This is a genomic window from Qipengyuania flavescens, from assembly GCF_029688735.1.
Taxonomy (GTDB): domain Bacteria; phylum Pseudomonadota; class Alphaproteobacteria; order Sphingomonadales; family Sphingomonadaceae; genus Qipengyuania.
The window spans coordinates 32,718-54,683 of record NZ_JARULD010000006.1 but is presented as its reverse complement, the minus strand read 5'-3'; the positions used below and the strand labels follow the sequence as shown (position 1 = coordinate 54,683).

Here is a 21,966-nt window from a genome sequence, read left to right as displayed (position 1 = left end):
AGCCCGACTGGAAAACCAGCCGGGCTATGAAAGTCTTGGGAGAGGATGCCTAAAAGGCACGCTCTATGTGCACTGCAGCATCGGATTGTGCAAATGCGAAAAGAACAAGCTGTGTTGCGCGGATTGCAACTGGCGTCTCGAACGAACCTATAATGTCAGCTTACTCGCAATCGACGACCCTACGGCATGGAGGTGACAGGGCTTAGCGAAGCGGTTAAGCGCTCGGCCCATGAACAAGCTCTACCCCGACGCCGCCGCCGCCCTCGACGGGCTTCTGAAGGACGACATGCTGATTGCCAGCGGGGGTTTCGGCCTCTGCGGCATTCCCGAGCGCCTGTTGGAGGCGATCCGCGATTCGGGCGTGAAGAACCTGACTTTCGCCAGCAACAATGCCGGCATCGACAACGAAGGCATCGGCATGCTGCTGCGCACGCAGCAGGTGAAGAAGATGATCTCCAGCTATGTCGGAGAGAACAAGGAGTTCGAACGGCAATTCCTCTCCGGCGAGCTGGAAGTCGAATTCTGCCCCCAGGGCACTCTCGCCGAACGCATGCGCGCCGGCGGTGCGGGCATCCCCGGCTTCTACACCAAGACCGGCGTCGGCACGCAGGTGGCCGAGGGCAAGGAGGTGAAGGAATTCGCCAACCGGGACGGGCAGATGGAAGAATATATCCTCGAGCACGGCATCTTCGCCGATCTCGCCATCGTCAAGGCATGGAAGGCGGACGAAACCGGCAACCTCGTCTTCCGCAAGACCGCGCGCAACTTCAACCTGCCCGCCGCGACCTGCGGGAAGGCCTGCGTCGTCGAAGTCGAAGAAATCGTGCCGACCGGCAGCCTCGATCCGGACTGCATCCATTTGCCCGGCGTCTACGTCCAGCGCATGATCGTGGGCGCGCCCTACGACAAGAAGATCGAATTCGTCACCACGCGCGAGCGGGAGACGGCATGATGCGGAACCTGCTCGTCACGGCCGCGGCACTGGCGCTGCCCGCCTGCGCCACGACGGTCGCGGAACCGGTCGCGCCGCAAGTCGCGGCCGATGTCACGCCCTCTCTCCCGGCAGGAGAACGCGCCGCGCCGGACGGCATGCGCTGGCTCTATGCCTCGGGCGAAGCAGCCGGTGCTTCGATCCAGACATGGCGCCAGCTGGCCGACTATGCGATCGCCGTCAGCCGCCAGCGCAAGGTCCCGCAATCGGTGCCGATGGGCCTGCCGGACGCACAAGGCGGCATCGGCACCCCGTCCTGCGTCGCTGCCGACGGAACGATGAAGCCCTTCGCCGCCGTTTTCGATGTCGACGAGACGGTGCTGCTCAACAATGGCTACGAGTATTGGGCGGCCTATTCCGGCAAGCCCTTCGTGCCCGAGGAATGGGCGCAATGGGCCGACGGCGGTGCCGGGATCGCCGCGCCGGTGCCGGGTGCCGTCACCGGCCTTCGCCGCCTGCGCGAAGCCGGGATCACGGTGATTTTCAATACCAACCGCAACAGCGAGAATGCTGCCGGGACCGCCGCCGCGATCGAGGCCGTCGGCGCCGGACCTGCCGTCCATCTCGACAACCTCTTCCTGCGCGGCGACGACGCCATGGGCAGCCGCAAGGACGGCCGCCGCGCGACCATCGCCGAGCGGTTCTGCGTCATCGCGCTGGCAGGCGACAATCTCGGCGACTTCGCGGACGTCTTCAATGCCGACGAGGATGCGATCCAGGCCCGCCGCGCCATGGTCGCGCGCGGAGAATACGCACAGCTCTGGGGCAATGGCTGGTTCCTCATGCCCAACCCCGTTTACGGGGCATGGCAGAAAGGCTCGCTGGACGAGGTCTTCCCACCGGAAACCCGCTGGATGCCTTCCGACGCGTCCAGCGCACCGAATATCATGAACGAAAGCGAATAAGCATGAGCGAGACCGCAGAAAAGATCGGCTGGGACCGCAACCAGATGGCGGCCCGCGCCGCGCAGGAGCTGGAAGACGGCTATTACGTCAATCTCGGCATCGGCATTCCGACGCTGGTCGCCAACCACATTCCCGATGGCATGCATGTCACGCTGCAGAGCGAGAACGGCATGCTCGGCATCGGCCCCTTCCCTTACGAGGGCGAGGAAGACGCCGATCTCATCAACGCCGGCAAGCAGACCATCAGCGAACTAGACCACAGCGCCTATTTCGACAGTGCGGCGAGCTTCGCCATGATCCGCGGCGGCCACATCGACCTCACCGTGCTCGGCGCGATGGAAGTGGCCCAGAACGGCGATATCGCCAACTGGATGATACCGGGCAAGATGATCAAGGGTATGGGCGGCGCGATGGACCTCGTTGCCGGGGTGAAGAAGATCATTGTGGTGATGGACCACATCGCCAAGGACGGCAGCCCGAAGTTCATTCCCGAATGCACCCTGCCCCTGACCGGCACTAACGTGGTCGACATGATCGTGACCAATCTCGCCGTGTTCCAGCGTCCTGATCACGATAGCCCCTTCAAGCTGATCGAGCTCGCACCGGGCGTAACGGCAGACGAAGTCGCGGCGAAGACGACTGCTGAATACGTTTCGTAACGCAACGGGACTTGCCAGCCTCGGCCCGATCTCGCACTCTCTGTCCCGAGAAATTGGGAGAGAACAGATGCCGATGAACCGCGCGTGCGAAATGACCGGGGCGGAGTTTCCGCTATTTGCGTTCAGCCACTGCCGCGATGTGGTGGCGGCGGTCAGCAAGGCGGGCGGGTTCGGCGTGTTCGGAGCGACGCGCTTCAGCCCAGACCAGCTGGAGGAAGAACTCGCCTGGATCGACGCGCATGTCGATGGCGCCCCTTACGGCGTCGATGTGCTGGTGCCGGAGGTCGTCGATGCCAGCGTGCGCGAGCTGGCCGACAACAAGAGCCGCGCTGCGGCGATCGATCCGTCCTACCAGGGCTTCGTCAACGAGATGCTCGGCCAATACGGCATCGCGCCCGAGGCCGAGATGCCGATCCTGAAGGAGCGGATGGGGATCACGCCCGAGAACGGCCTGGCGCTGATGGAAGTCGCATTCCGCCACCCGATCAAACTCATCGCCAACGCTCTCGGCATCGCCCCGCCCGCGATGATCGAGGAAGGCAAGGCGCGGGGCGTGCCGGTCGCGGCGTTGGTAGGTGCCAAAGAGCATGCGATCCGGCAAGCCGAGGCAGGCGTCGATATCATTGTTGCGCAAGGCGGCGAGGCCGGCGGCCATTGCGGCGAAGTATCGACGCTGGTGCTGATCCCCGAAGTGGTCCGCGCGCTGTCACGGGCCGGCCATAACATCCCGGTGCTGGCGGCTGGCGGCATCATGACCGGGGGGCAGATGGCCGGGATGATGGCGGCGGGCGCGCAGGGCGCGTGGACCGGTTCGGTCTGGCTGGCGACGCCGGAAGCGGAAACCAGCGAGGCCTTCCGCGACAAGATGGTCGCCGCGCGCAGCCGCGATACGGTCCGCTCGCGCAGCCGCACCGGCAAGCCCGCGCGCCAGCTCAAGTCCGCATGGCACGATGCCTGGGACGCGAACGACGGCCCCGGCACGCTGCCGATGCCGCTCATGGGCATGGTATCCGAACCCGCCTTCGCCCGCATCGAACGCGAGGCGGCAGCGGGCAACGCGGAAGCCCGAGAGCTCGTCAGCTATTTCGTCGGACAGGGGGTCGGCCTCGTCGAGCAGGTGCGGTCGAGCAGACAGGTGGTGCAGGATTTCCGCGAGGAGTTTCTCGATGCTGTCGGCTCGCTCGCTGCCAGCGTCGGCATGGAGTGACTTGACCGGGCGCGCACAGCCCCGCACGGGACGCCCATGTGGCTCGATACCCCGCGCAATCCGAAGGCTCCGCTCGCCGGGCTGAAGGTCCTCGAACTCGCCCGCGTGCTGGCAGGGCCTTGGGCCGGGCAGGTCCTCGCCGATCTCGGCGCGGACGTCATCAAGGTGGAAAGTCCCGATGGCGATGGCACCCGCAAATGGGGGCCGCCGTGGATCGAGCGGGAGAATGGCGATCGCGAAGCGGCCTATTATCATGCGACCAATCGCGGCAAGCGTAGCATCGTTGCGGACTTTCGTGACGAGAGCGATCTCGATCGAGTGAGGGAATTGGCAGGCAGCGCCGACGTGGTGCTGGAAAATTTCAAGACCGGCGCGCTGGCCAAATTCGGGCTCGATTACGATAAGCTGGCGAAGGCCAATCCGCGGCTGGTCTACTGCTCCATTACCGGGTTCGGCCAGACTGGCCCGCGCGCGCACGAAGCGGGCTACGATTTCGTCATTCAGGCGATGGCCGGCTTCATGGCGTTGACCGGGGAACCGCAGGGCCAGCCGATGAAAATGGGAATCTCGATCTCGGACCTGACTTGTGGCCTTTATTCGGTGATCGGCATTCAGGCTGCCCTCGCCATGCGGGAGCGGACGGGGCGCGGCCAGCATGTCGACATGGCCCTGCTCGATTGTTCGGTCGGCTTGCTTGCCAGTCAGGCGACGCATTTCCTCAGCACCGGGGAAAACCCGCCGCGCATGGGCAATGAACATGCGCAGGTGAGCGCCTACGGCGTCTTCCCGACCGCCGACGGCGAGGTCGTGCTCGCGCCGGCGAACGACGGCCTGTTCCGCAAGCTGCTCACCCTGCTCGGGCGGGACGACCTGCTGGGCGACGTGCGTTTCGCAACGAACGAGGCCCGGCTCGGCAATCGCGCGGAACTCGACGAGATCATCGCCACGGAAACGGCCAAGTGGGAGAGCGCCGAATTGCTGAGCGATTGCGCGGAGGATGGCATTCCGGCTGGCCCGATCAACGCCATCGATGCGGTCTTCGCCGACCCGCAGGTGCAGGCGCGGCAGATGCAGATCGAGCTCGGCGGCATCCCGGGCGTGCGCAGCCCCTTCACCTTCTCCGAGGCCGAACTGGCCCTAGACGCGCCGAGTCCACGTAAGGGACAGCACGACGTCTAGCTCAGCCTAGCGCTGCCTTCAGATCCTCGACCAGATCGGTGCGCTCCCACGGGAAACGGTCGCCATCGGCCTGCCGCCCAAAGTGGCCGTAGGCTGCGCTTTCGCGATAGATCGGCTTGTTGAGACCCAAATGCGTGCGAATGCCGCGCGGGGTCAGGCCACCGAGCTTTTCGATTCCCCGGATCGCGTTCTCGAGAGCTTCGTCGGACACGCCATCGGCAGCAGTGCCATGAGTGTCGACATAGAGCGATAGCGGCTTCGACACGCCGATCGCATAGCTGAGCTGGATCGTGCAGCGCGTGGCGAGGCCGGCGGCGACGATGTTCTTGGCCAGATAGCGCGTGATATAGGCGGCCGAGCGGTCGACCTTGGTCGGGTCCTTGCCGCTGAAGGCGCCGCCACCATGCGGAGCCGCGCCGCCATAGGTATCGACGATGATCTTGCGGCCTGTCAGGCCTGCGTCGCCATCGGGGCCGCCGATCTCGAAGGCGCCGGTGGGGTTGATGTGCCATTCCGTATCGCCGGAAATCCAGCCCTCGGGCAGGATCTCGGTGACGACCTTCTGGACATAGGCCTTGAGCTCGGCCTCTTTCTCGCCCTCGTGATAGCCCTTGCCGTGCTGCGTCGAGACGACGATGGCGGTGCAGGCGACCGGCTTTCCGTTTTCATAGCGCAGCGAAAGCTGGCTTTTGGCATCGGGTTCGAGGAAGGGCGCTGCGCCGCTCTTGCGGTCGGCTGCGAGCCGTTCGAGGATCTTGTGGCTGTAGTCGAGCGTCGCCGGCATGAGATCGGGCGTTTCGTCGCAGGCGAAGCCGAACATGATGCCCTGGTCGCCCGCGCCTTCGTCTTTATTGCCGCTGGAATCGACGCCTTGGGCGATCTCCGAAGACTGGCCGTGGAGGTGGTTTTCGAAGGTCAGGGTCTTCCAGTGAAACCCGTCCTGCTCGTAGCCGATCTCGCGGACGGTCTGGCGCACCGCCTGCTCGATCTCGTCCTTCGCGCCGGGAGCCCAGCCGCCATTGTCGGCCCAGTCGGGATTGTTGTTGTCATACATCGGAGCGCAGCGAATTTCGCCGGACAGGATCACGCGCTGGGTCGTCGTCATCGTTTCGCAAGCCACGCGCGCTTCGGGATCCTTGCCGAGCATGAGATCGACGATGGCGTCGGAAATCTGGTCGGAAACCTTGTCGGGATGGCCTTCCGAAACGCTTTCAGAAGTAAAGAGATAACTTTTACGCATGCAGCCGATCGTCCCGATATAAAGATGTCTTTATGTGCTTGCGTCGACCTAGCCGCGCCGGTGCCGCATTACAACCAGCGATCCGGCACACAGCAGCAGCCCCCATACAAGAGTCAGCCAATGGCCGAGCTGCGCAAACCAGGTTGGCTCGTGCGCGGGCGGCACCAGCGTATCGACCCGCGCCGCGATATTGCGCCCGATATGCTCGCGCACCACCCCGCGCGCGTCGATCACCGCGCTGATCCCGGTGGTGGTGGAGCGGAGCACGGGCAGCCCCTCCTCCGCCGCACGCATCCGCGCCTGGCCGAGATGCTGGGGCGGGCCCCAGGCGCCGAACCATCCGTCGTTCGACGGGTTGAAGATATAGTCGGGCCGGTTGTCGCGATCGGTCACTTCGCCCGAAAAGACGATCTCGTAGCAGATCTGGATACCTGCCTTGCCGTAGCTGCCGAGATCCAGACTCTGCGGCCCGGGCCCCGGCAGGAAGTCGATCGTACCTGCAACCAACCGGCTCGCACCGAGAGGCTCCAGCAAGGCGCGCATGGGAAGATATTCGCCATAGGGCACGAGGTGCGATTTGGCAGCGCTGTCGAGGATTTCGCCCTGTCCGTCGATCGCGAGAACTACATTGTAGGCACCGGTGGCCCGCCGCAGGCCGCCCACCTCCTCGAGTTCGAGATCTTGCGCGCCGGTCAGCAAAAGCGAACCCTCGCCGATGGTGCTTCCAATGCGAGACCGGGCGAAAACCGGGTTCGCTCCCGCAGTCATGCGGTCGTAATAGCGCTGCGGATAGCCGTCGCGCAGATAGTCCGGCACGCCGCTTTCGGGCCACAGGACAAGCCGCTTGCTGACCGGTCGCTGCGGCGTGCTGAGACCGGCGATGGTCTGGAACTGGCTTTCGTATTTCGATGCGTCGTCGATCTCTTCCTGCCGCAAATTTGGCTGGACGAGCGTCAGAGGGAGATAGCCCTCGCGGCTCGCACCGGCAGGCAGATACATGCCTGCGACCATCACCGCAGCTGCCACGGCGAGCGGGACCCAGCGCTTCGCAACCACCAGCATTGCCAGCAGCGCGGCAGCGCAGACCGCCATGCCCGAGAGGGCATAAGTCCCCGCGAAGGGCAACAGCGCGCCAATTCCTGGGCGGTCCCACGGCCCCATCAGTGCAAGCGAGAACGGCCCCCAGGAATAGCCGGTGAAAACCCAGCTGCGCAGCCATTCGCCGAGGATCCAGCTGCCACCCAATGCCAGCGCGAAGGCGGGACCCGAACCTCTGCGGACCAGCGCCTTCGTCAGACCCGCGGCGATCGCAGGATAGACCGCGAGGTAGAGTGACAGCAGCGGCACCGCGAGCCACCCGAGCGCGGGCGGCATTTCCGCCTGATAGGTAAAAGCCGTCGCGATCCAGTTGTTGGTAACGGTGAAATGCGCGACGCCGAACAGCCAGCCGCGCTTGGCAGCGATGCCCACGCTCGGACTGTCGGCCACCATGAGAGCGAAAGCGCCCATAGCGGCAATCGCGATGGGCCACAGGCCGAGCGGCGGGTAGCCGAGCGCGGCCAGCGCGCCGAGCAGCAGCAGCGTCACGTTGGGATGACGGCGGGCAAAACCGAGAAGCGAATCCATCGGTCTCGCCCTATTCCATCGGTCCCGCCGATCAAGCGCGATCAGGCGGCGTTGGCCTCTTCGTCGGCATCTTTCTTGCGGCGACGGCGCGGCGCGGGCTTGGCCTCGCCTTCGTCGGCGGCGCTGATCGAGGGCGGCAGCACGGTCGCGTCGATCTCGCCTTCGCTACCGGCCTGGCCTTCTTCGCTCTTCTTGGCCTTGCGCGGAGCCCGGCGCTTCTTGGGCTGATCGTCCTCGGCGTCGCGGCGAACGAAGGGATTCTCGTCAGGCTCGTAGGAGTTGGTGTCGTCCTCGGCGTCCTTCTTGCGCGAGCGCTTGGGGGCCTTGTCCCCGCGATCCTTCCGGCCGCCCTCGTCGTGATCGTCACGACGCGAGCGCTGGCGGCGGTTGTTGTCGCGGCGATCGTCATTGTCGTCGCCATCGTCGTCGTCCGACTGGTTCTGGCCGCGATCGTCCTGGCGCTTGGCCTTCTGCTCGTCCTGCCGTGCCTTGTTGTCGGCGATCACGCGGAAATAGTGGTCGGCGAACTGGAGGTAATATTCCGCCTGCACGCGGTCGCCATTGTGCTGGGCGTCCTGGGCAAGCTTCTTGTACTTGTCGAGCAGCTGGGGCGCATTGCCCCGCGCGCGACTGTCGATCCGGTTGGCCGAGTTGCCGCCGCCCTGGTTACGGTTGTTGCGACCGCGACGACGGTTATTGCGATTGTTGTTCAAGGGTAGGTAATCCTCATTCATGGCGCGGCGCGGACCCCCGGTCCGCCTATGGCCGCCTTGCCCCTTGCGCGCCCGCGCTTGTCGCATGGCGCGTGCCCCGTTTTCCTGCATGGTATGCGAGGCTTTAAGGGCCGCGCACCGGAACTGCATATGTCGGGGCTTAGGTCACCGGGTCGGACATGCCGCGCACCACTGGCCTGTGGCCAGAGGTAAAGGGTCGAATCGGCTTTGCCAACCCCTATCTGAGAATCAATGCCCGGGGGCGGCCCGCGAGGTCCCTGCGCAGCTCGGTTTCGAACCCCGATTCGCGGGCGATAGCCGACACCGCGTCCGCCTGTTTCCAGCCGATTTCGAGCACGGCGATGCCGTCCGGCAAAAAGAGCTTGCCAAGTTGGGGGACGACGGCGCGATAGTCGTCAAGCCCCTCTGGTCCGGCGAACAAGGCGGAGGCCGGTTCGTAGTTGCGCACATCGGGATCGAGCTCGGCATCGTCCTCGACATAGGGCGGGTTGCACAGGATCAGGTCGAACTTGCCGAGATCGTCGGCCCAGCCATCGTCCAGCCAGCTTGCGACGCGAAAGTCCGCTCGATCGGCGAGGCCGAGCGCTTCGCTGTTCCCTTGCGCCACGGCCAGGGCGGCAGGCGATAGATCGATCCCCATGCCCGTCGCGGCGGGGCGCTCGGCGAGGAAAGCCAGCAGCAACGCGCCGCTCCCGGTGCCCATGTCCAGCACCCGCGCATCGAGCCTCGCATGATCGAGAGCGGCCTGCACGATGGTCTCGCTGTCGCCACGCGGGATCAGCGTGTCTTTCGTGACGGCGAAGTCGAGCCCGAAGAACTCCTGCCGCCCGAGAATATGAGCCACGGGTTCATTTGCCGAGCGCCGCTCGAGGTAAGCATCGAAGCTGGCAGGCGCCTCGTCCCGCATATACTTCATCAGCAAGTCCGAACGCGTTGTGCCGAGCGCATGCGCCATCAGCAGTTCGGCATCCAGCCGTGCGGTGTCGCTGGTGGCAGAGAGGCGCTGTGCCGCGTCGCGAACAGCGTCGCCGACGCTCACTCCGCCATCGCCGCGAGGCGCTTGGCCTCGTCCTCGGCGATCAGCGCGTCGACCAGTTCGCCAAGCCCCGGCCCGGCGATGATCTGTGGCAGCTTTTGCAGCGTCAGGCCGATGCGGTGGTCGGTCACGCGCCCCTGAGGGAAGTTGTAGGTGCGGATGCGTTCGGAGCGGTCGCCGCTGCCGACCATGGCCTTGCGCGCCTCGGCCTCGGCGCCCTGCGTCGCCTCGCGCTGCTGCTCGTAGAGCCGCGCGCGCAGGACCTGCATCGCCTTTTCCTTGTTCTTGTGCTGGCTGCGCCCGTCCTGGCAGGTAACGACGAGGCCGGTCGGCTCATGCGTGATGCGGATCGCGGAATCGGTGGTGTTGACGTGCTGGCCGCCCGCTCCGCTGGCGCGATAGGTGTCGATCTTGAGGTCGCCCGGATCGATCTGCACATCGACCTCGTCCGGCTCCGGCAGCACCGCCACGGTGGCGGCGGAGGTATGGATGCGCCCGCCGCTCTCGGTCTCGGGCACGCGCTGGACGCGGTGGACGCCGCTTTCGAACTTGAGCTTGGCGAACACGCCGCTGCCGGTGACGTTGGCGACGATTTCCTTGAAGCCGCCGACTTCGCTGGGGCTCATGCTGACCGGTTCGACCTTCCAGCCCTGCTCGGCGGCGAAGCGCTCGTACATGCGGTAGAGATCACCTGCGAACAGCGCCGCCTCGTCCCCGCCGGTGCCAGCGCGGATTTCGAGCATGGCAGGCTTGTTGTCGGCCGAATCGCGCGGCAGCATGGCGACGGCCAGTTCGCGCTCGGCTTCGGGCAGGCGCTTGCGCAGGCTACCGAGTTCCTCCTCCGCCATCGCTTTCATTTCAGGATCGGCGAGCATCTCCTCGAGGCTCGCAATCTCCTCGCGCGCGGCCTTAACCTCGGCGGCAACCTTCGCCACCGGCTCCAGCTCGGCATAATCGCGCGATGCCTGGACGAATTCCTCCCCCTCAAGCTGGCCCGACGCCATGCGCGCCTCGAGCTCGGCGAAGCGATGGGCGATCTGGTCGAGGCGTTCGGCTGGGATGGTCATGGGTCAGCCGAGCAGCTTCACGAGTGACGCCGTTTCTTCGTCATCAGCCTTGATCCGGACATGCTCGGCGCCATCGCGCATGTCGAAAGCGACGATCTTGTTTGCCCCGGCCTTCACAGCTTTGTCGAACCGCTTGCGCGGACTACCGGTCGCCATGAGTTCAGCGGGATGCCCGCCCGCTCTAATTCTGGCGATGGCTGCGATGGCACTGTCGATGAGGTCATCGTTCTCCACTACGACGATCACGTCCGCCTTGGGCTCGACCCGGTCTCCAACCAGCATCGCCAAGCGCTCGATCCCCGCAGCCCAACCCACCGCGGGTGTCGGCGCGCCGCCAAGGCTTTCCATCAGCCCGTCGTAGCGGCCGCCGCCCAGGATCGTGCTCTGCGAGCCGAGCTTCGACGCCGCCTCGCTGCCCTCGTCGGGAATGAATTCGAATGCCGTGTGCCGGTAATAGTCGAGTCCGCGCACCAGGCTTTCGGCCCGCGTCCACTTCACGCCCGCAGCATCGAGGCCGCTCGTCACCGCATCGAAGAACGCGCGTGCATCGCCGGACAGAAACTGGTCGATCTTAGGCGCATCCGCTACGAACCGCTGGTCGCGGCGATCTTTGCTGTCGAGGATGCGGAGCGGGTTCTTCTCGAGCCGCTCCTGCGAATCCTCGGAAAGTTCGTCTTTCACCGCGCGGAAGTGCTCGACCAGCGCCGCGCGCCAGGCTTCGCGGCTGTCGCCGTCGCCCAGCGTGTTGAGGTACAGCGTCACACCATCGATGCCGAGCTCCTTCAGCAACTGGTCGGCCATCGCGAGCAGTTCCACGTCCGCCTGCGGTTCGGCGGCACCGATGATTTCCGCGTCGATCTGGTGAAACTGGCGATAGCGGCCCTTCTGCGGCCGCTCGTAGCGGAACAGCGGGCCGTGTGTCGCGACCTTCAGCGGCGCATGCTGCTGCCAGCCGTTCGAAAGATAGGCGCGCGCGATCCCGGCTGTGAATTCGGGGCGCAGCGTCAGGCTGTCGCCGCCGCGATCCTCGAAGCTGTACATCTCCTTGGAGACCACATCGGTCGTCTCGCCGATCGCGCGGCTGAACACCTCGGTCTTCTCGAACACGGGCATCTCCACCCGACGGAAGCGATAGAGCTTGCGCACGCGCTCGAAGGTCTCGACCACGAAGGCGAAGGCTTCCGCGTCGGGTCCGAATATGTCCTGCGTTCCGCGGATGGCTTGGGGTGTTTTCGACATGGCGCGCGATTAGTCGCTCGGCAGGCATTCCGCAATCGTCGCGCCGTTCGGTTTCTCGCAGAAGCGCGGAGGGACGAGCGACGGAGAAAAAGAAGTCCGGCGGCGCAGCCACAATTTGAATCGGATTGGCTCTTTCGTAGTCGCCCGCCCGCCGCTAGAGGCCCCCGCGAAGTCTTTCTGGGGAGAGGGGCTGCAACGACCTGAAATAGATTAGAGAGCCAGAATGCGCATCGACATGATCCCCGTGGGCGACAATCCGCCCGAAAGTCTCAATGTCATCATCGAAGTGCCGACCGGCGGCGAACCGGTGAAGTACGAGTTCGACAAGGACAGCGGCGCGCTGTTCGTCGACCGGATCCTGCACACCCCGATGCGCTATCCGGCGAACTACGGCTTCGTGCCCCACACGCTCAGCCCCGATGGCGACCCACTGGATGCGTTGGTCATCGCCCGCTCGCCCTTCATTGCCGGCTGCGTCGTGCGCGCCCGGCCGATCGGGGTGCTGAACCTCGAAGACGAGCATGGCGGCGACGAGAAGCTGATCTGCGTGCCGGTCGACACGACTTTCCCTTATTATTCCGATGTCGGCGAGACCAAGGACCTGCCGAGCATCATCTTCCAGCAGATCGAGCACTTCTTCACCCACTACAAGGATCTCGAAAAAGAGAAGTGGGTCCGCATCGGTGCCTGGGGCGATGCCGCCGAAGCGCGCCGGATCGTGCTGGAAAGCATCGAGCGTTACGAAAACGACAAGTAGGCGCTACTCGACAGGACGCGAATGATCGAGCAGGTCCTTTTCCTGCTCGGTCCCGCCCTGGCGCCGCTCCGCATCGACCATCTGCGCGATCTCGTCTGTCGGGCGGACGTCCTCGTCTGCTTCGGTCACGGTAATCTGGCGGACGGGCTTCTGCTGCTCGCCGCGCGCCTTCGTTTCAGTCGACGCCGTGCCGCTCTCGAACGGTACGCTGGCGGAGCGCGGGTCGAAGCGAAGGCGATAGATCGGCTCGGGCAGGCCGAATCCGGCATCCTCGAGCGCGGTTTTTACCGCCGGGATCGCGATGGTTTGCGCTTTCCACCAATCTGTCTGGCCCTGGTCGATCCAGCCGAGGAAGCGAATGACAACATTGGAATCGCCCACTTCGATGATCCGCGCTTCGGGCGGTGGATCGGCAAGCACGAAGTCCAGCTCCGCCAGCGTATCACGGCCGAGCTTTCGCGCGGCCCGTGCGTCGTCGTCCGCATCTACGCCAAGGTCGAACTCGAAGCGGCGCTGCGGATTGCGGGTGTAATTCGTGATGACCGCCTTGAAGACCTGACCGTTCGGAATACGCAGGTGATTGCCGTCCAGCGTCATCAGAACCGTTGCCCGGCTGGTCAGGCGGATGACGCGGCCCTCGAGATCGTCGATCAGCACGTGGTCGTTGGCGCGGAAGGGCTGGCGCAGGCTCAGCATCAGCGAAGCGACATAGTTCTCGACCGTCTCGCGCATGGCGAAACCCAGCGCCAGGCCAATGACGCCCGCCCCGCCCAGCACCGCGCCGAGCAGCGCCGTCGCCCCGATCATGTCCAGCGCGATCACCAGCCCGCCGACGACAACGATGAAGCGGATGGCGCTTGCGATCAGCTCGGCAAGGAAGCCGTTGGGCGCGATCCGGTGCCAGAGCGATCCGAGGCCCGCGATCAGATAGCCGAGCAGTACGATCCCCGCCCACACCAGCAGCGCGACGGCAATCAGCGGCAGCATCCTGACCAGATCGCTCCACCGATCGGCAAGGCTGGTAAGTCCCGCCGTGCCTGCCGCCAGCGAGACGTCGCGCTCCAGCCCGTTTTCGACTGTCACCACGCCCGCAACGCGCGATGCGATCTCCTCCGCGCGGGCAACATCCTCTTCGGCAGGCACGGTGCCTGACAGAGCAACGACGCCTTCGTTCACCTCGACCGACACTTGCTCGAAGGCTGGCAGCGCGGCGAAGATGCCGGAGATGCGGCTCGCGATGCGGTCGTCGTCGCCCGCGCCTTGCGTCGCGGCAATCGTTTGCGTCGGCGTGGGCTGCGGCTCCTCGCTCGGCGCAGGCTCGACGAGTTGCGCGGACAGCGGAGCAGCGATCAGCAGCATGAGGAGGAAGAGGAGCCGCATGATCACTCTCCCGCGACCGCCATGCCGTCGATGCGGAAGGTCGGCACATCTATGCCGCGTTGCAGTTCGAGGTCGTTTGCGGGGATCAGCGCGCGGAACATCTCCGGCAGCGTACCGGCAATCGTGATCTCCGATACCGAACCGGCAATCTCGCCACCCCGTATGCGAAAGCCGCTCGCACCGCGGCTGTAATCGCCGGTCACGAGGTTGACGCCCTGGCCGAAGAGCCCGGTGACAAAGAGGCCGTCCTCGATATCGGCGATAAGATCTTCGACCGAGACCGTGCCGGGATCGAGCATGATATTGCTGGCCGATACACCCGGCGCCCCGCCTCCGCCGCGTCCGGCATGGCCCGTCAGGTCGAGATCGAGCTGGTTGGCCGATGCGACATTGGTCAACCAGCCACCGATCTTCCCGTCCTCGACCAAGAGACGCTCGCTGCAAGGCACGCCCTCGCCATCGAAATAGCGCGAGCGCAGGCCACGCTTGCGGAACGGTTCCTCGCGTACGCGGATGGCGCTGTCGAACAATTGCTCGTCCTCGCGCCCGATGAGAAAGCTGGATTTGCGTGCGATCGCAGGCCCGCTCATCGCGGCGAGCAAGTGGCCGAGCACGCCATTGCCGACTCGCGGTTCGAACACGACCGGCATCTTGCGCGAGGGCATGGAGGTGGAGCCCGTCTTGCGCACCGCCCGCTCGCCCGCCTCGCGGCCGATTTCCTCCGCTCCAGGGAGATCAGAGCGAAAGCGCTGCGTGCGATAGGCGTAATCGGTTTCCATACCGCCGCCCTCGCCCGCAACCACGCTTGCGGAGAGCGTGTGCGATCCGCTGGCATAGCCGCGCGCAAAGCCGTTCGAGGTGGCGAGGCCGAATACGCTGCGCGAGGCACCGGCACTGCCCCCGTTGGAATTGGTTACGCCGTTCACCGCGCGGGCGGCATCTTCTGCTGCCATTGCCGCAGCGCGCAACTCTTCGGGCGAAGGATCGTCCGGATCGAGCAGCTCGAGATCGGTGGCCTCGCCGCTGAACAGCCGGTCTTCCGGGGCGAGCCCGCCATAGGGATCCTCCGGAGCCAGCCGCGCCATTTCCACCGCGCGCTCGGCAAGGATGGCGAGGCCTTCGGGCGCGAAGTCGCTGGTCTGGATGGAGGACGATCGCCTGCCGACGAAAACCCGCAGGCTTATCTCCTCGCTTTCGGAGCGCTCGACCTCTTCCAGTTCCCCCAGTCGGACCGATACACTTTCCGATGCTCCGGCGCGGCAGGCAGCGTCGGCGGCGTCGGCACCGCGTGCCCGGGCGAGGTCGACGAGTTCCTGGCAGCGCGCAACCGCGGCGGCGCTATCGATCATTGCGAAGGCTTACGGATAATAGTCATCCGTTTGCAGGTAGGCATGTGCGCATGGCGTGGCAACTGCCAGCCCGCGCGGAGCGATTGCCTCGCTCAGCCGAAAATGAGCCGGAAGAAAGCGGTCAGCGCCAGCGGCGTGACGATCGCCAGCGCCCACAGCGCGATCTGGTCGCGGCGAAAAGCGCCGGACAGTGCCGGATCATGCGCGTCCTCATCCGAGAGGCGTGTCCAGCGATGCTCGAACTTGCGGCAGAACGGAATGATGCCGACAACAAGAGCGACCAGGAGGAGATACGGGGCGATCGAGCTCATGCCCTGCTTCATCGCATGGACGGTCACGAAAATCTGGAGACCGGTGTAAACCAGCAAAGCGAGCGCGACATTGTCGCTCATCGATTTGCGCCAGTCCCGCAGATACGCGCGGCGGCCGGTGTGTGCGTCGTGATCGTCGTGTAGCGCCTTGTTCACGGCACTCTCCCCGAATGTCTCTAACCGAGTCGTATTGTTTCAAATTTACTGCGGGCTGGCAAGCGCACGCAACGAACGTGCGCAAATCCGTTCCGGATCGGCATGGAAGTCGTCCATGCAGGATTCCTGCCAATTCGTCGAAGAAGACGCGTCCGAGGGTTTTCACCTGCGATCTGTCTGCGTATGGCGCGCAACATGGCCGATATCGATCCCGCCACCGTTGCCGACCCGGTTCACGACGCCGCCCCGCCGATCCCGCAGGGCGGCCTCGAAGTCGTTTCCATCGCCAAAAGCTACGACAAGCGCGCCGTCCTGACCGACATTTCGCTCAGCGTCGGCAAGGGCGAGGTGCTGGGCCTGCTCGGTCCGAACGGGGCCGGCAAGACGACCTGCTTCTATTCGATCATGGGTCTCGTTCGCCCCGATGCCGGGCGCATCTTGATGGACGGGCAGGACGTCACCAACCTGCCGATGTACCGCCGCGCGATCCTGGGCCTCGGCTACCTGCCGCAGGAGACCAGCATCTTTCGCGGCATGACGGTGGAGCAGAACATCAACTGCGTGCTCGAAATGGTCGAGCCCGATGCCGATACGCGCGCTGCCGAACTCGAACGCCTGCTTGACGAATTCGGCCTCACGCGGCTGCGCACCAGCCCGGCCATGGCGCTGTCCGGAGGCGAGCGCCGCCGCTGCGAGATTGCCCGGGCGCTGGCGGCCAAGCCGTCGATCATGCTGCTCGACGAACCCTTCGCCGGGATCGACCCGCTCTCGATCAGCGACATCCGCGACCTTGTCAAAGATCTGAAGACGCGCGGTATCGGCGTACTCATCACCGACCACAATGTGCGCGAAACGCTGGAGATCGTGGACCGGGCCTGCATCATCTACGGTGGCCAGGTCCTGTTCGCGGGAACGCCGCAGGCGCTGGTCGCTGACGAAAACGTGAAGCGACTATATCTGGGCGAGAATTTTACGCTGTGAGTGCGGCAGGACCAGCGCGTGTGCTTCGACAGGCTCAGCATGAGCGGGTGTGGCACATAGAGGCCGCGCAAAGCCCGCTCAGCCTGAGCCTGTCGAAGGCCGCGCGCTAACCTGAGGACTTCCGATGGCGCTGACCCCTCGCCTCGACCTCCGGCAAACCCAGTCGCTGGTGATGACGCCGCAATTGCAGCAGGCGATCAAGCTGCTCGCGCTGTCCAATCTGGAAATCGAAACCTTCGTCGGCGAGGCGCTGGAGTCCAATCCCCTGCTCGAAATGGGCGAAGTGCGGCGCGAAGCGGGCGAGGACACTTCCGCTCGTCCGGAAGAGCACGACAGCGCACCGGACATGGGTGGCACCGAAGCGCTCGACGTCTCCGACCGCGCACTCGACCCCGAAGCGGCCCCCGGCGATGGCGGGGACTGGGGCCGCGCCGCCAGCGCCGGAGCCTTGTCCGGCGACGAGCTGCCGGACCTCGAAAACCGCTCTTCCGACGGCCCGACGCTGGCCGAGCACCTTTCCGACCAGGTCGGCGCGGCGTCCTATTCGCAGACCGAAGCGCTGATCGCCCTGCGGATCATCGGCGAGCTCGACGAGGCAGGATACCTCCACACCGATCTGGGCAGGATCGCGCAGGAACTCGGCGCAAGCGAGGAGGACGTCGAGGATGCGCTGCTGCTCGTCCAGTCGCTCGACCCGACCGGAGTCGGCGCACGCAGCCTGGCGGAATGTCTGACGCTGCAGGCGAAGGAAGCCGATCGCTACGACCCTTGCATGGCCGCGCTGATCGACAATCTCGATCGCCTTGCCGCAGGCGATGTTGCGCGCCTCAAACGCATTTGCGGCGTCGACGACGAGGATTTCGCCGATATGCTGGCCGAACTGCGATCCTACGATCCCAAGCCCGGTTGCCGCTATGGCGGTGGGCGCGAGGCGGCGATCGTCCCGGATGTCTTGCTCAATCCGAAAAGCGAAGGCTGGGACATCAGGCTCAACGAGGCGAGCTTGCCGCGCCTCGTCGTGAACCGCGAATATTATCTAGAGCTCAAGGCCGGTGCGCGCGACAAGGCTTCGACCGCATGGCTCAACGAGCAATTGAGCGAAGCCGACTGGCTGATCCGCGCCCTCGACCAGCGTCAGCGGACGATCCTGAAGACCGCGGCAGAGATCGTGAAACGACAGGAAGGCTTTTTCCGCGAAGGCGTCACCGCCATGCGCCCGCTGACCTTGCGGGAGGTCGCCGAAGAGATCGAGATGCACGAAAGCACGGTCAGCCGAGTGACCAGCAACAAGTACCTCGCCTGCCCGCGCGGCACCTTCGAGCTGAAGTATTTCTTCTCCAGCGGCGTAGCGGCGGCCGATGGCGAAGGCGCCAGCAGCGAAGCGATCAAGGCCCGCATCAAGGCGCTGTGCGACAGCGAAGACCCGAAGAAGGTCCTGTCCGACCAGAAGCTGGCCGACACCTTGAACGAGGAAGGCTTCGACCTCGCCCGGCGCACGGTCGCCAAATACCGCGAAGCCATAGGCATCGGATCCTCCGCTCAGCGGCGGCGCCAAAAAAAGCTTAAGAATCTGTGACGCGTTAATGCCACAGCCAAAAAAGTTAACGCGCTTTACCCGCTGTTAACCTTTTCCCTTCAGACCTTGTGTGGTTAATACAGGTCAACACCTCTTAGCGAGGGGTTACCGGACACTAGGGACCAACGGGGGATTTCCCATGCGTGTACTGCTGATCGAAGACGAACCGACCACCGCCAAGGCGATCGAGCTCATGCTCACGACCGAAGGCTTCAATGTCTATTCGACCGATCTTGGCGAAGAAGGCCTCGATCTGGGCAAGCTGTATGATTACGATATCATCCTGCTCGATTTGAACCTGCCCGACATGCATGGTTACGACGTGCTCAAGAAGCTGCGCGTCGCCAAAGTGCAGACCCCGGTCCTGATTCTGTCCGGCATCGCCGAGATGGACAGCAAGATCCGCAGCTTCGGCTTCGGCGCCGACGATTACGTGACCAAGCCCTTCCACCGCGAAGAGCTGGTTGCCCGCATCCACGCCGTGGTGCGCCGCTCGAAGGGCCACAGTCAGTCGGTCATCCGCACCGGCAAGCTCGCCGTGAACCTCGATGCCAAGACCGTCGAAGTCGACGGCGCCCGGGTCCACCTGACCGGCAAGGAATATGCGATGCTGGAGCTGCTTTCGCTCCGCAAGGGCACCACGCTGACCAAGGAAATGTTCCTCAACCACCTTTATGGCGGCATGGACGAACCCGAGCTCAAGATCATCGACGTCTTCATCTGCAAGCTGCGCAAGAAGCTCAGCCACGCATGCGGCGGCGAGAACTATATCGAGACCGTATGGGGCCGCGGCTATGTTCTGCGCGACCCGAACGAAGAGGCGGAAGCCGCCTGACACGAAATACTCCTGGACGGGAATAGCGAGGACGCCCGGCAGCCACTGGCCGCCGGGCGTTTTCGTATCTTGCATGCTGCGCAATCTATCTTGGCAGCCCTGATGTTCTCTGCGATTTGGCGCCGACAACATGCGAAGGTGCATCGGGCCGTATGGCGATTCTCTCGGATTACTCGGCCCAGATCGGCTGCTTGCTGCTGGCCGCTACCTTCGTCGCCTTCCTGCTTGAGCGCCAGCCGCCGGTCGTGATCGCCATCGCCTCGGCCGCGCTGATGATCGCACTGGGCTATCTGCCGGCGAAAGACATGCTCGGCACATTCGCCAATTCCGCGCCGATCACGATTGCAGCGATGTTTATTCTCTCGGGCGCGCTGCTGCGGACCGGAACCCTGGAGTGGGTATCCGGCTGGGTTATCCGCCGCACATCGCGCAGCCCGAAGACGGCAGTCGCGGAGATCGGCGCCGGCACCGTGCTCGCCTCGGCCTTCATGAACAACACCCCGGTCGTCATCGTGATGATCCCCGTGGTGCGCAAGCTGGCACAGGTGCTGAAGGTGGCCGCCACCCGGCTGCTGATCCCGCTCTCCTACATCACCATTCTCGGCGGCACGATGACGCTGATCGGCACCTCGACCAACCTGCTGGTCGACGGCGTCGCGCAGGAAGCCGGTCAGCGCCCCTTCGGCATATTCGAGATTTCCGCAGTCGGCGCCGTGGCGCTGGTTTCCGGCCTTGCCACTCTGCTGATACTCGGCCCCTTCCTGCTGCCCAATCGCGGCAAGCGGATCGAGGACGACGAGCGGGAAAGCGACCTCTACCTCACCCACCTCATCCTTGAGGGCAAGAGCCGCTATGTCGGACGGCAGCTGGCAGAAACCGACATCGGCCGTCGGCCCCAGGTCAAGATCGTCGGCATTCGGCGCGGCTCCGAAATGCGGCGCCACAATCTCGACGAACACGTGCTGCAGGCCGAGGACCATCTGATCGTCAGTGCCAGTCCGGAGGAAATCAACTCCCTCGCCGAGGCCCCCGATTTCCGCACCGGATTGGTGGGCGTGGGAGGTGGCGTCACGACGTCCCGTACCGACCGCCCAGCCGACCTCCGCATCGTCGAAGCCGTTATCTCGTCATCGCATCCCATCGTCGGCAAGCGGCTTGCGGATATTCCGCTGCTCTCGCGCCTGCGCGTACGCGTGCTCGGCCTGTCGCGCCCTCGCCATATTCCCGGCCCGACGCTGGCGGAAGCAAGGGTGCGCGCCGGCGACCGGCTCCTGATCGCTGCCGGCAGCGATGCCGCCCAGGCACTGCAGGGCAATATGCAGCTCACCCATGTAGGTGCCACCAGCGCACGTTCGTTCAGGCGCGACAAGGCGCCCATCGCGATCGCCACTCTCGCCGCCGTGGTTGTTGGCGCGGCAGTATTCGGCCTGCCGATCGAGGCGCTTGCCGTGTGCGGCGTGGCCGTCGTCCTCCTCACCCGCTGCGTCGAACCGAGCGACGCGTGGGGCAGTCTGGACGGGAATACGCTGGTCCTGATCTTCGCCATGCTGGCTTTCGGCAAAGGGCTGGAGAATGCCGGTTCGATCGAGCTCATCGTGGCCGCGATCGAACCCTATCTCGGAGCAAGCTCATCCCTCGTCCTCATCCTGATCGTCTATGCGCTGACCAGCATCCTGACCGAAGTGGTGACCAACAACGCGATTGCGGTCATCATGACGCCGATCGCGATCGGTCTGGCGGAAAGTGCCGGAGTGGACGCGCGCGCATTGATCGTGGCGGTTATGTTCGGCGCCAGCGCCAGCTTCGCGACCCCGATCGGTTACCAGACCAACACGCTGGTCTATGGCGCGGCGAATTACCGTTTCGCGGACTTCCTTAAGATCGGCGTTCCGATGAACATCGGCGTGGGCATAGCGACATCCTTCGCGATCTGGGCGTTCTTCGCCTAGCGGATATCTGGACCCGCCGCGCAGGCACCGCTAACGCGCGGCCCATGTCTGCATACAAGGAAGGCGATCCGACCACGCTCAACCGGCTTTACGGCCGCAGCCAGGGCAAGCCCCTGCGCGCCAGCCAGCAGGAGCTGGTCGACAAGCTGCTGCCGCAGATCAGCCCCCCGGCGGAAGGCCCGGTCACGTCCCAAGCGCTGTTCGGCTTCGACCGCCCGCTGCATTTCGAGATCGGCTTCGGCGGCGGCGAGCACATGGCCGAGCGCGCCGACCTGCTCCCCGACCATGGCTTCATCGGTGCAGAGCCATTCCTCAACGGCGTGGCGCAAGCCCTGACCCATGTGCGCGAACGGACGCTCGCCAACGTCCGCATCCATCACGGCGACGCGCTGGAGGTGCTGGCGCGCGTGCCCGACGGCGCGCTTACCATGCTTTACCTGCTGCATCCCGATCCCTGGCCGAAGAACAAGCATGCCAAGCGCCGCATGATGAACGACGGTCCGGTACGTATGTTCGCCGACAAGCTGAAGCCGGGCGGCGAGTTCCGCTTCGGCACCGATCATCCGGTATACCTGCGTCATGCCCTGATGGTCATGCGCCGCTTCACCGACGAGTTCGAGTGGATCGTCGAAGGACCCGCCAGCTGGCAGAATCGCCCCTCCAGCTGGCCCGAAACCCGCTACGAACACAAGGCCCGCACGGTCTATGGCCACGAGGTCTGGTATTTCCGCTTTCGCCGAAGGTAGCCCGGAACGACACCGGGTAGGCGGCGATTGATAGGGCGAACCC

At 64.8% G+C, this 21,966-nt stretch carries 20 protein-coding genes; 11 read left to right on the top strand and 9 right to left on the bottom strand.

Going from position 1 to position 21,966, the window contains the following annotated elements; genetic code table 11:
* Positions 1 to 229 precede the first annotated feature (229 nt).
* The 5 genes from P8R33_RS14215 (at position 230) to P8R33_RS14195 (ending at position 4,941) form a co-directional block, all read left to right on the top strand.
* The gene (locus P8R33_RS14215; RefSeq protein WP_278329633.1) at positions 230 to 952 is read left to right on the top strand and encodes a CoA transferase subunit A; all 723 of its coding nucleotides are present in this window, start codon (positions 230 to 232) and stop codon (positions 950 to 952) included.
* A complete protein-coding gene (locus P8R33_RS14210; RefSeq protein WP_278329632.1) occupies positions 949 to 1,896 on the top strand; it encodes an HAD family acid phosphatase in 948 nt (315 codons plus the stop codon). The genes P8R33_RS14215 and P8R33_RS14210 overlap by 4 nt, the downstream gene beginning before the upstream one ends.
* Positions 1,897 to 1,898: 2 nt before the next feature.
* Positions 1,899 to 2,555 carry a CoA transferase subunit B gene (locus tag P8R33_RS14205; protein WP_278329631.1) on the top strand — a complete coding sequence of 219 codons (657 nt, stop codon included), beginning with the start codon at positions 1,899 to 1,901 and terminating at the stop codon, positions 2,553 to 2,555.
* A gap of 67 nt (positions 2,556 to 2,622) precedes the next feature.
* Positions 2,623 to 3,762: a nitronate monooxygenase gene (locus P8R33_RS14200; protein WP_278329630.1), complete on the top strand. Its 1,140-nt coding sequence runs from the start codon at positions 2,623 to 2,625 to the stop codon at positions 3,760 to 3,762.
* Between the two features lie 36 nt (positions 3,763 to 3,798).
* The gene (locus tag P8R33_RS14195) at positions 3,799 to 4,941 is read left to right on the top strand and encodes a CaiB/BaiF CoA transferase family protein (RefSeq protein ID WP_278329629.1); all 1,143 of its coding nucleotides are present in this window, start codon (positions 3,799 to 3,801) and stop codon (positions 4,939 to 4,941) included.
* Position 4,942: 1 nt separating this feature from the next.
* On the opposite strand, the gene metK is transcribed toward P8R33_RS14195, so the two are convergent.
* The 6 genes from metK to hisS form a co-directional block, all read right to left on the bottom strand.
* On the bottom strand, positions 4,943 to 6,181 hold the full coding sequence (gene metK / locus P8R33_RS14190; protein ID WP_278329628.1) for a methionine adenosyltransferase: 1,239 nt from the start codon (positions 6,179 to 6,181) through the stop codon (positions 4,943 to 4,945).
* A 48-nt stretch (positions 6,182 to 6,229) separates the two neighbouring features.
* Positions 6,230 to 7,807: an apolipoprotein N-acyltransferase gene (gene lnt, locus P8R33_RS14185; protein WP_278329627.1), complete on the bottom strand. Its 1,578-nt coding sequence runs from the start codon at positions 7,805 to 7,807 to the stop codon at positions 6,230 to 6,232.
* A gap of 41 nt (positions 7,808 to 7,848) precedes the next feature.
* On the bottom strand, positions 7,849 to 8,520 hold the full coding sequence (locus tag P8R33_RS14180; protein WP_278329626.1) for a DUF4167 domain-containing protein: 672 nt from the start codon (positions 8,518 to 8,520) through the stop codon (positions 7,849 to 7,851).
* Positions 8,521 to 8,758: 238 nt separating this feature from the next.
* Complete coding sequence (gene prmC / locus P8R33_RS14175) at positions 8,759 to 9,580, bottom strand: peptide chain release factor N(5)-glutamine methyltransferase (RefSeq protein WP_278329625.1); 822 nt, start codon at positions 9,578 to 9,580, stop codon at positions 8,759 to 8,761.
* Complete coding sequence (prfA, locus tag P8R33_RS14170; RefSeq protein WP_278329624.1) at positions 9,577 to 10,644, bottom strand: peptide chain release factor 1; 1,068 nt, start codon at positions 10,642 to 10,644, stop codon at positions 9,577 to 9,579. The genes prmC and prfA overlap by 4 nt, the downstream gene beginning before the upstream one ends.
* 3 nt (positions 10,645 to 10,647) lie before the next feature.
* On the bottom strand, positions 10,648 to 11,883 hold the full coding sequence (gene hisS / locus P8R33_RS14165; RefSeq protein ID WP_278329623.1) for a histidine--tRNA ligase: 1,236 nt from the start codon (positions 11,881 to 11,883) through the stop codon (positions 10,648 to 10,650).
* 223 nt (positions 11,884 to 12,106) lie between these two features.
* On the opposite strand from hisS, the gene ppa reads away from it, so the two are divergent.
* On the top strand, positions 12,107 to 12,640 hold the full coding sequence (gene ppa, locus P8R33_RS14160; protein WP_278329622.1) for an inorganic diphosphatase: 534 nt from the start codon (positions 12,107 to 12,109) through the stop codon (positions 12,638 to 12,640).
* 3 nt (positions 12,641 to 12,643) lie between these two features.
* Here the strand turns inward: ppa and P8R33_RS14155 are convergent, their stop codons facing one another.
* The 3 genes from P8R33_RS14155 to P8R33_RS14145 all read right to left on the bottom strand — a co-directional run bounded on the left by P8R33_RS14155 (position 12,644) and on the right by P8R33_RS14145 (position 15,836).
* Complete coding sequence (locus P8R33_RS14155) at positions 12,644 to 14,020, bottom strand: mechanosensitive ion channel family protein (RefSeq protein ID WP_278329621.1); 1,377 nt, start codon at positions 14,018 to 14,020, stop codon at positions 12,644 to 12,646.
* A 2-nt stretch (positions 14,021 to 14,022) separates the two neighbouring features.
* On the bottom strand, positions 14,023 to 15,369 hold the full coding sequence (locus P8R33_RS14150) for a TldD/PmbA family protein (protein WP_278329620.1): 1,347 nt from the start codon (positions 15,367 to 15,369) through the stop codon (positions 14,023 to 14,025).
* Positions 15,370 to 15,461: 92 nt separating this feature from the next.
* On the bottom strand, positions 15,462 to 15,836 hold the full coding sequence (locus P8R33_RS14145; RefSeq protein ID WP_278329619.1) for a hypothetical protein: 375 nt from the start codon (positions 15,834 to 15,836) through the stop codon (positions 15,462 to 15,464).
* A gap of 195 nt (positions 15,837 to 16,031) precedes the next feature.
* On the opposite strand from P8R33_RS14145, the gene lptB reads away from it, so the two are divergent.
* From lptB to trmB, 5 genes are all read left to right on the top strand, one after another.
* Entirely contained in the window at positions 16,032 to 16,817 is a 786-nt protein-coding gene (gene lptB, locus P8R33_RS14140; RefSeq protein ID WP_278329618.1) for an LPS export ABC transporter ATP-binding protein, read from the top strand.
* Between the two features lie 124 nt (positions 16,818 to 16,941).
* Complete coding sequence (gene rpoN, locus P8R33_RS14135; RefSeq protein WP_278329617.1) at positions 16,942 to 18,393, top strand: RNA polymerase factor sigma-54; 1,452 nt, start codon at positions 16,942 to 16,944, stop codon at positions 18,391 to 18,393.
* A gap of 139 nt (positions 18,394 to 18,532) precedes the next feature.
* On the top strand, positions 18,533 to 19,228 hold the full coding sequence (gene ctrA, locus P8R33_RS14130; RefSeq protein ID WP_050601718.1) for a response regulator transcription factor CtrA: 696 nt from the start codon (positions 18,533 to 18,535) through the stop codon (positions 19,226 to 19,228).
* Positions 19,229 to 19,380: 152 nt separating this feature from the next.
* Complete coding sequence (locus tag P8R33_RS14125) at positions 19,381 to 21,177, top strand: SLC13 family permease (RefSeq protein WP_278329616.1); 1,797 nt, start codon at positions 19,381 to 19,383, stop codon at positions 21,175 to 21,177.
* 44 nt (positions 21,178 to 21,221) lie between these two features.
* Positions 21,222 to 21,923, top strand: a complete 702-nt coding sequence (trmB, locus tag P8R33_RS14120; RefSeq protein WP_278329615.1) for a tRNA (guanine(46)-N(7))-methyltransferase TrmB — start codon at positions 21,222 to 21,224, stop codon at positions 21,921 to 21,923.
* The last annotated feature ends 43 nt before the right edge of the window (positions 21,924 to 21,966 follow it).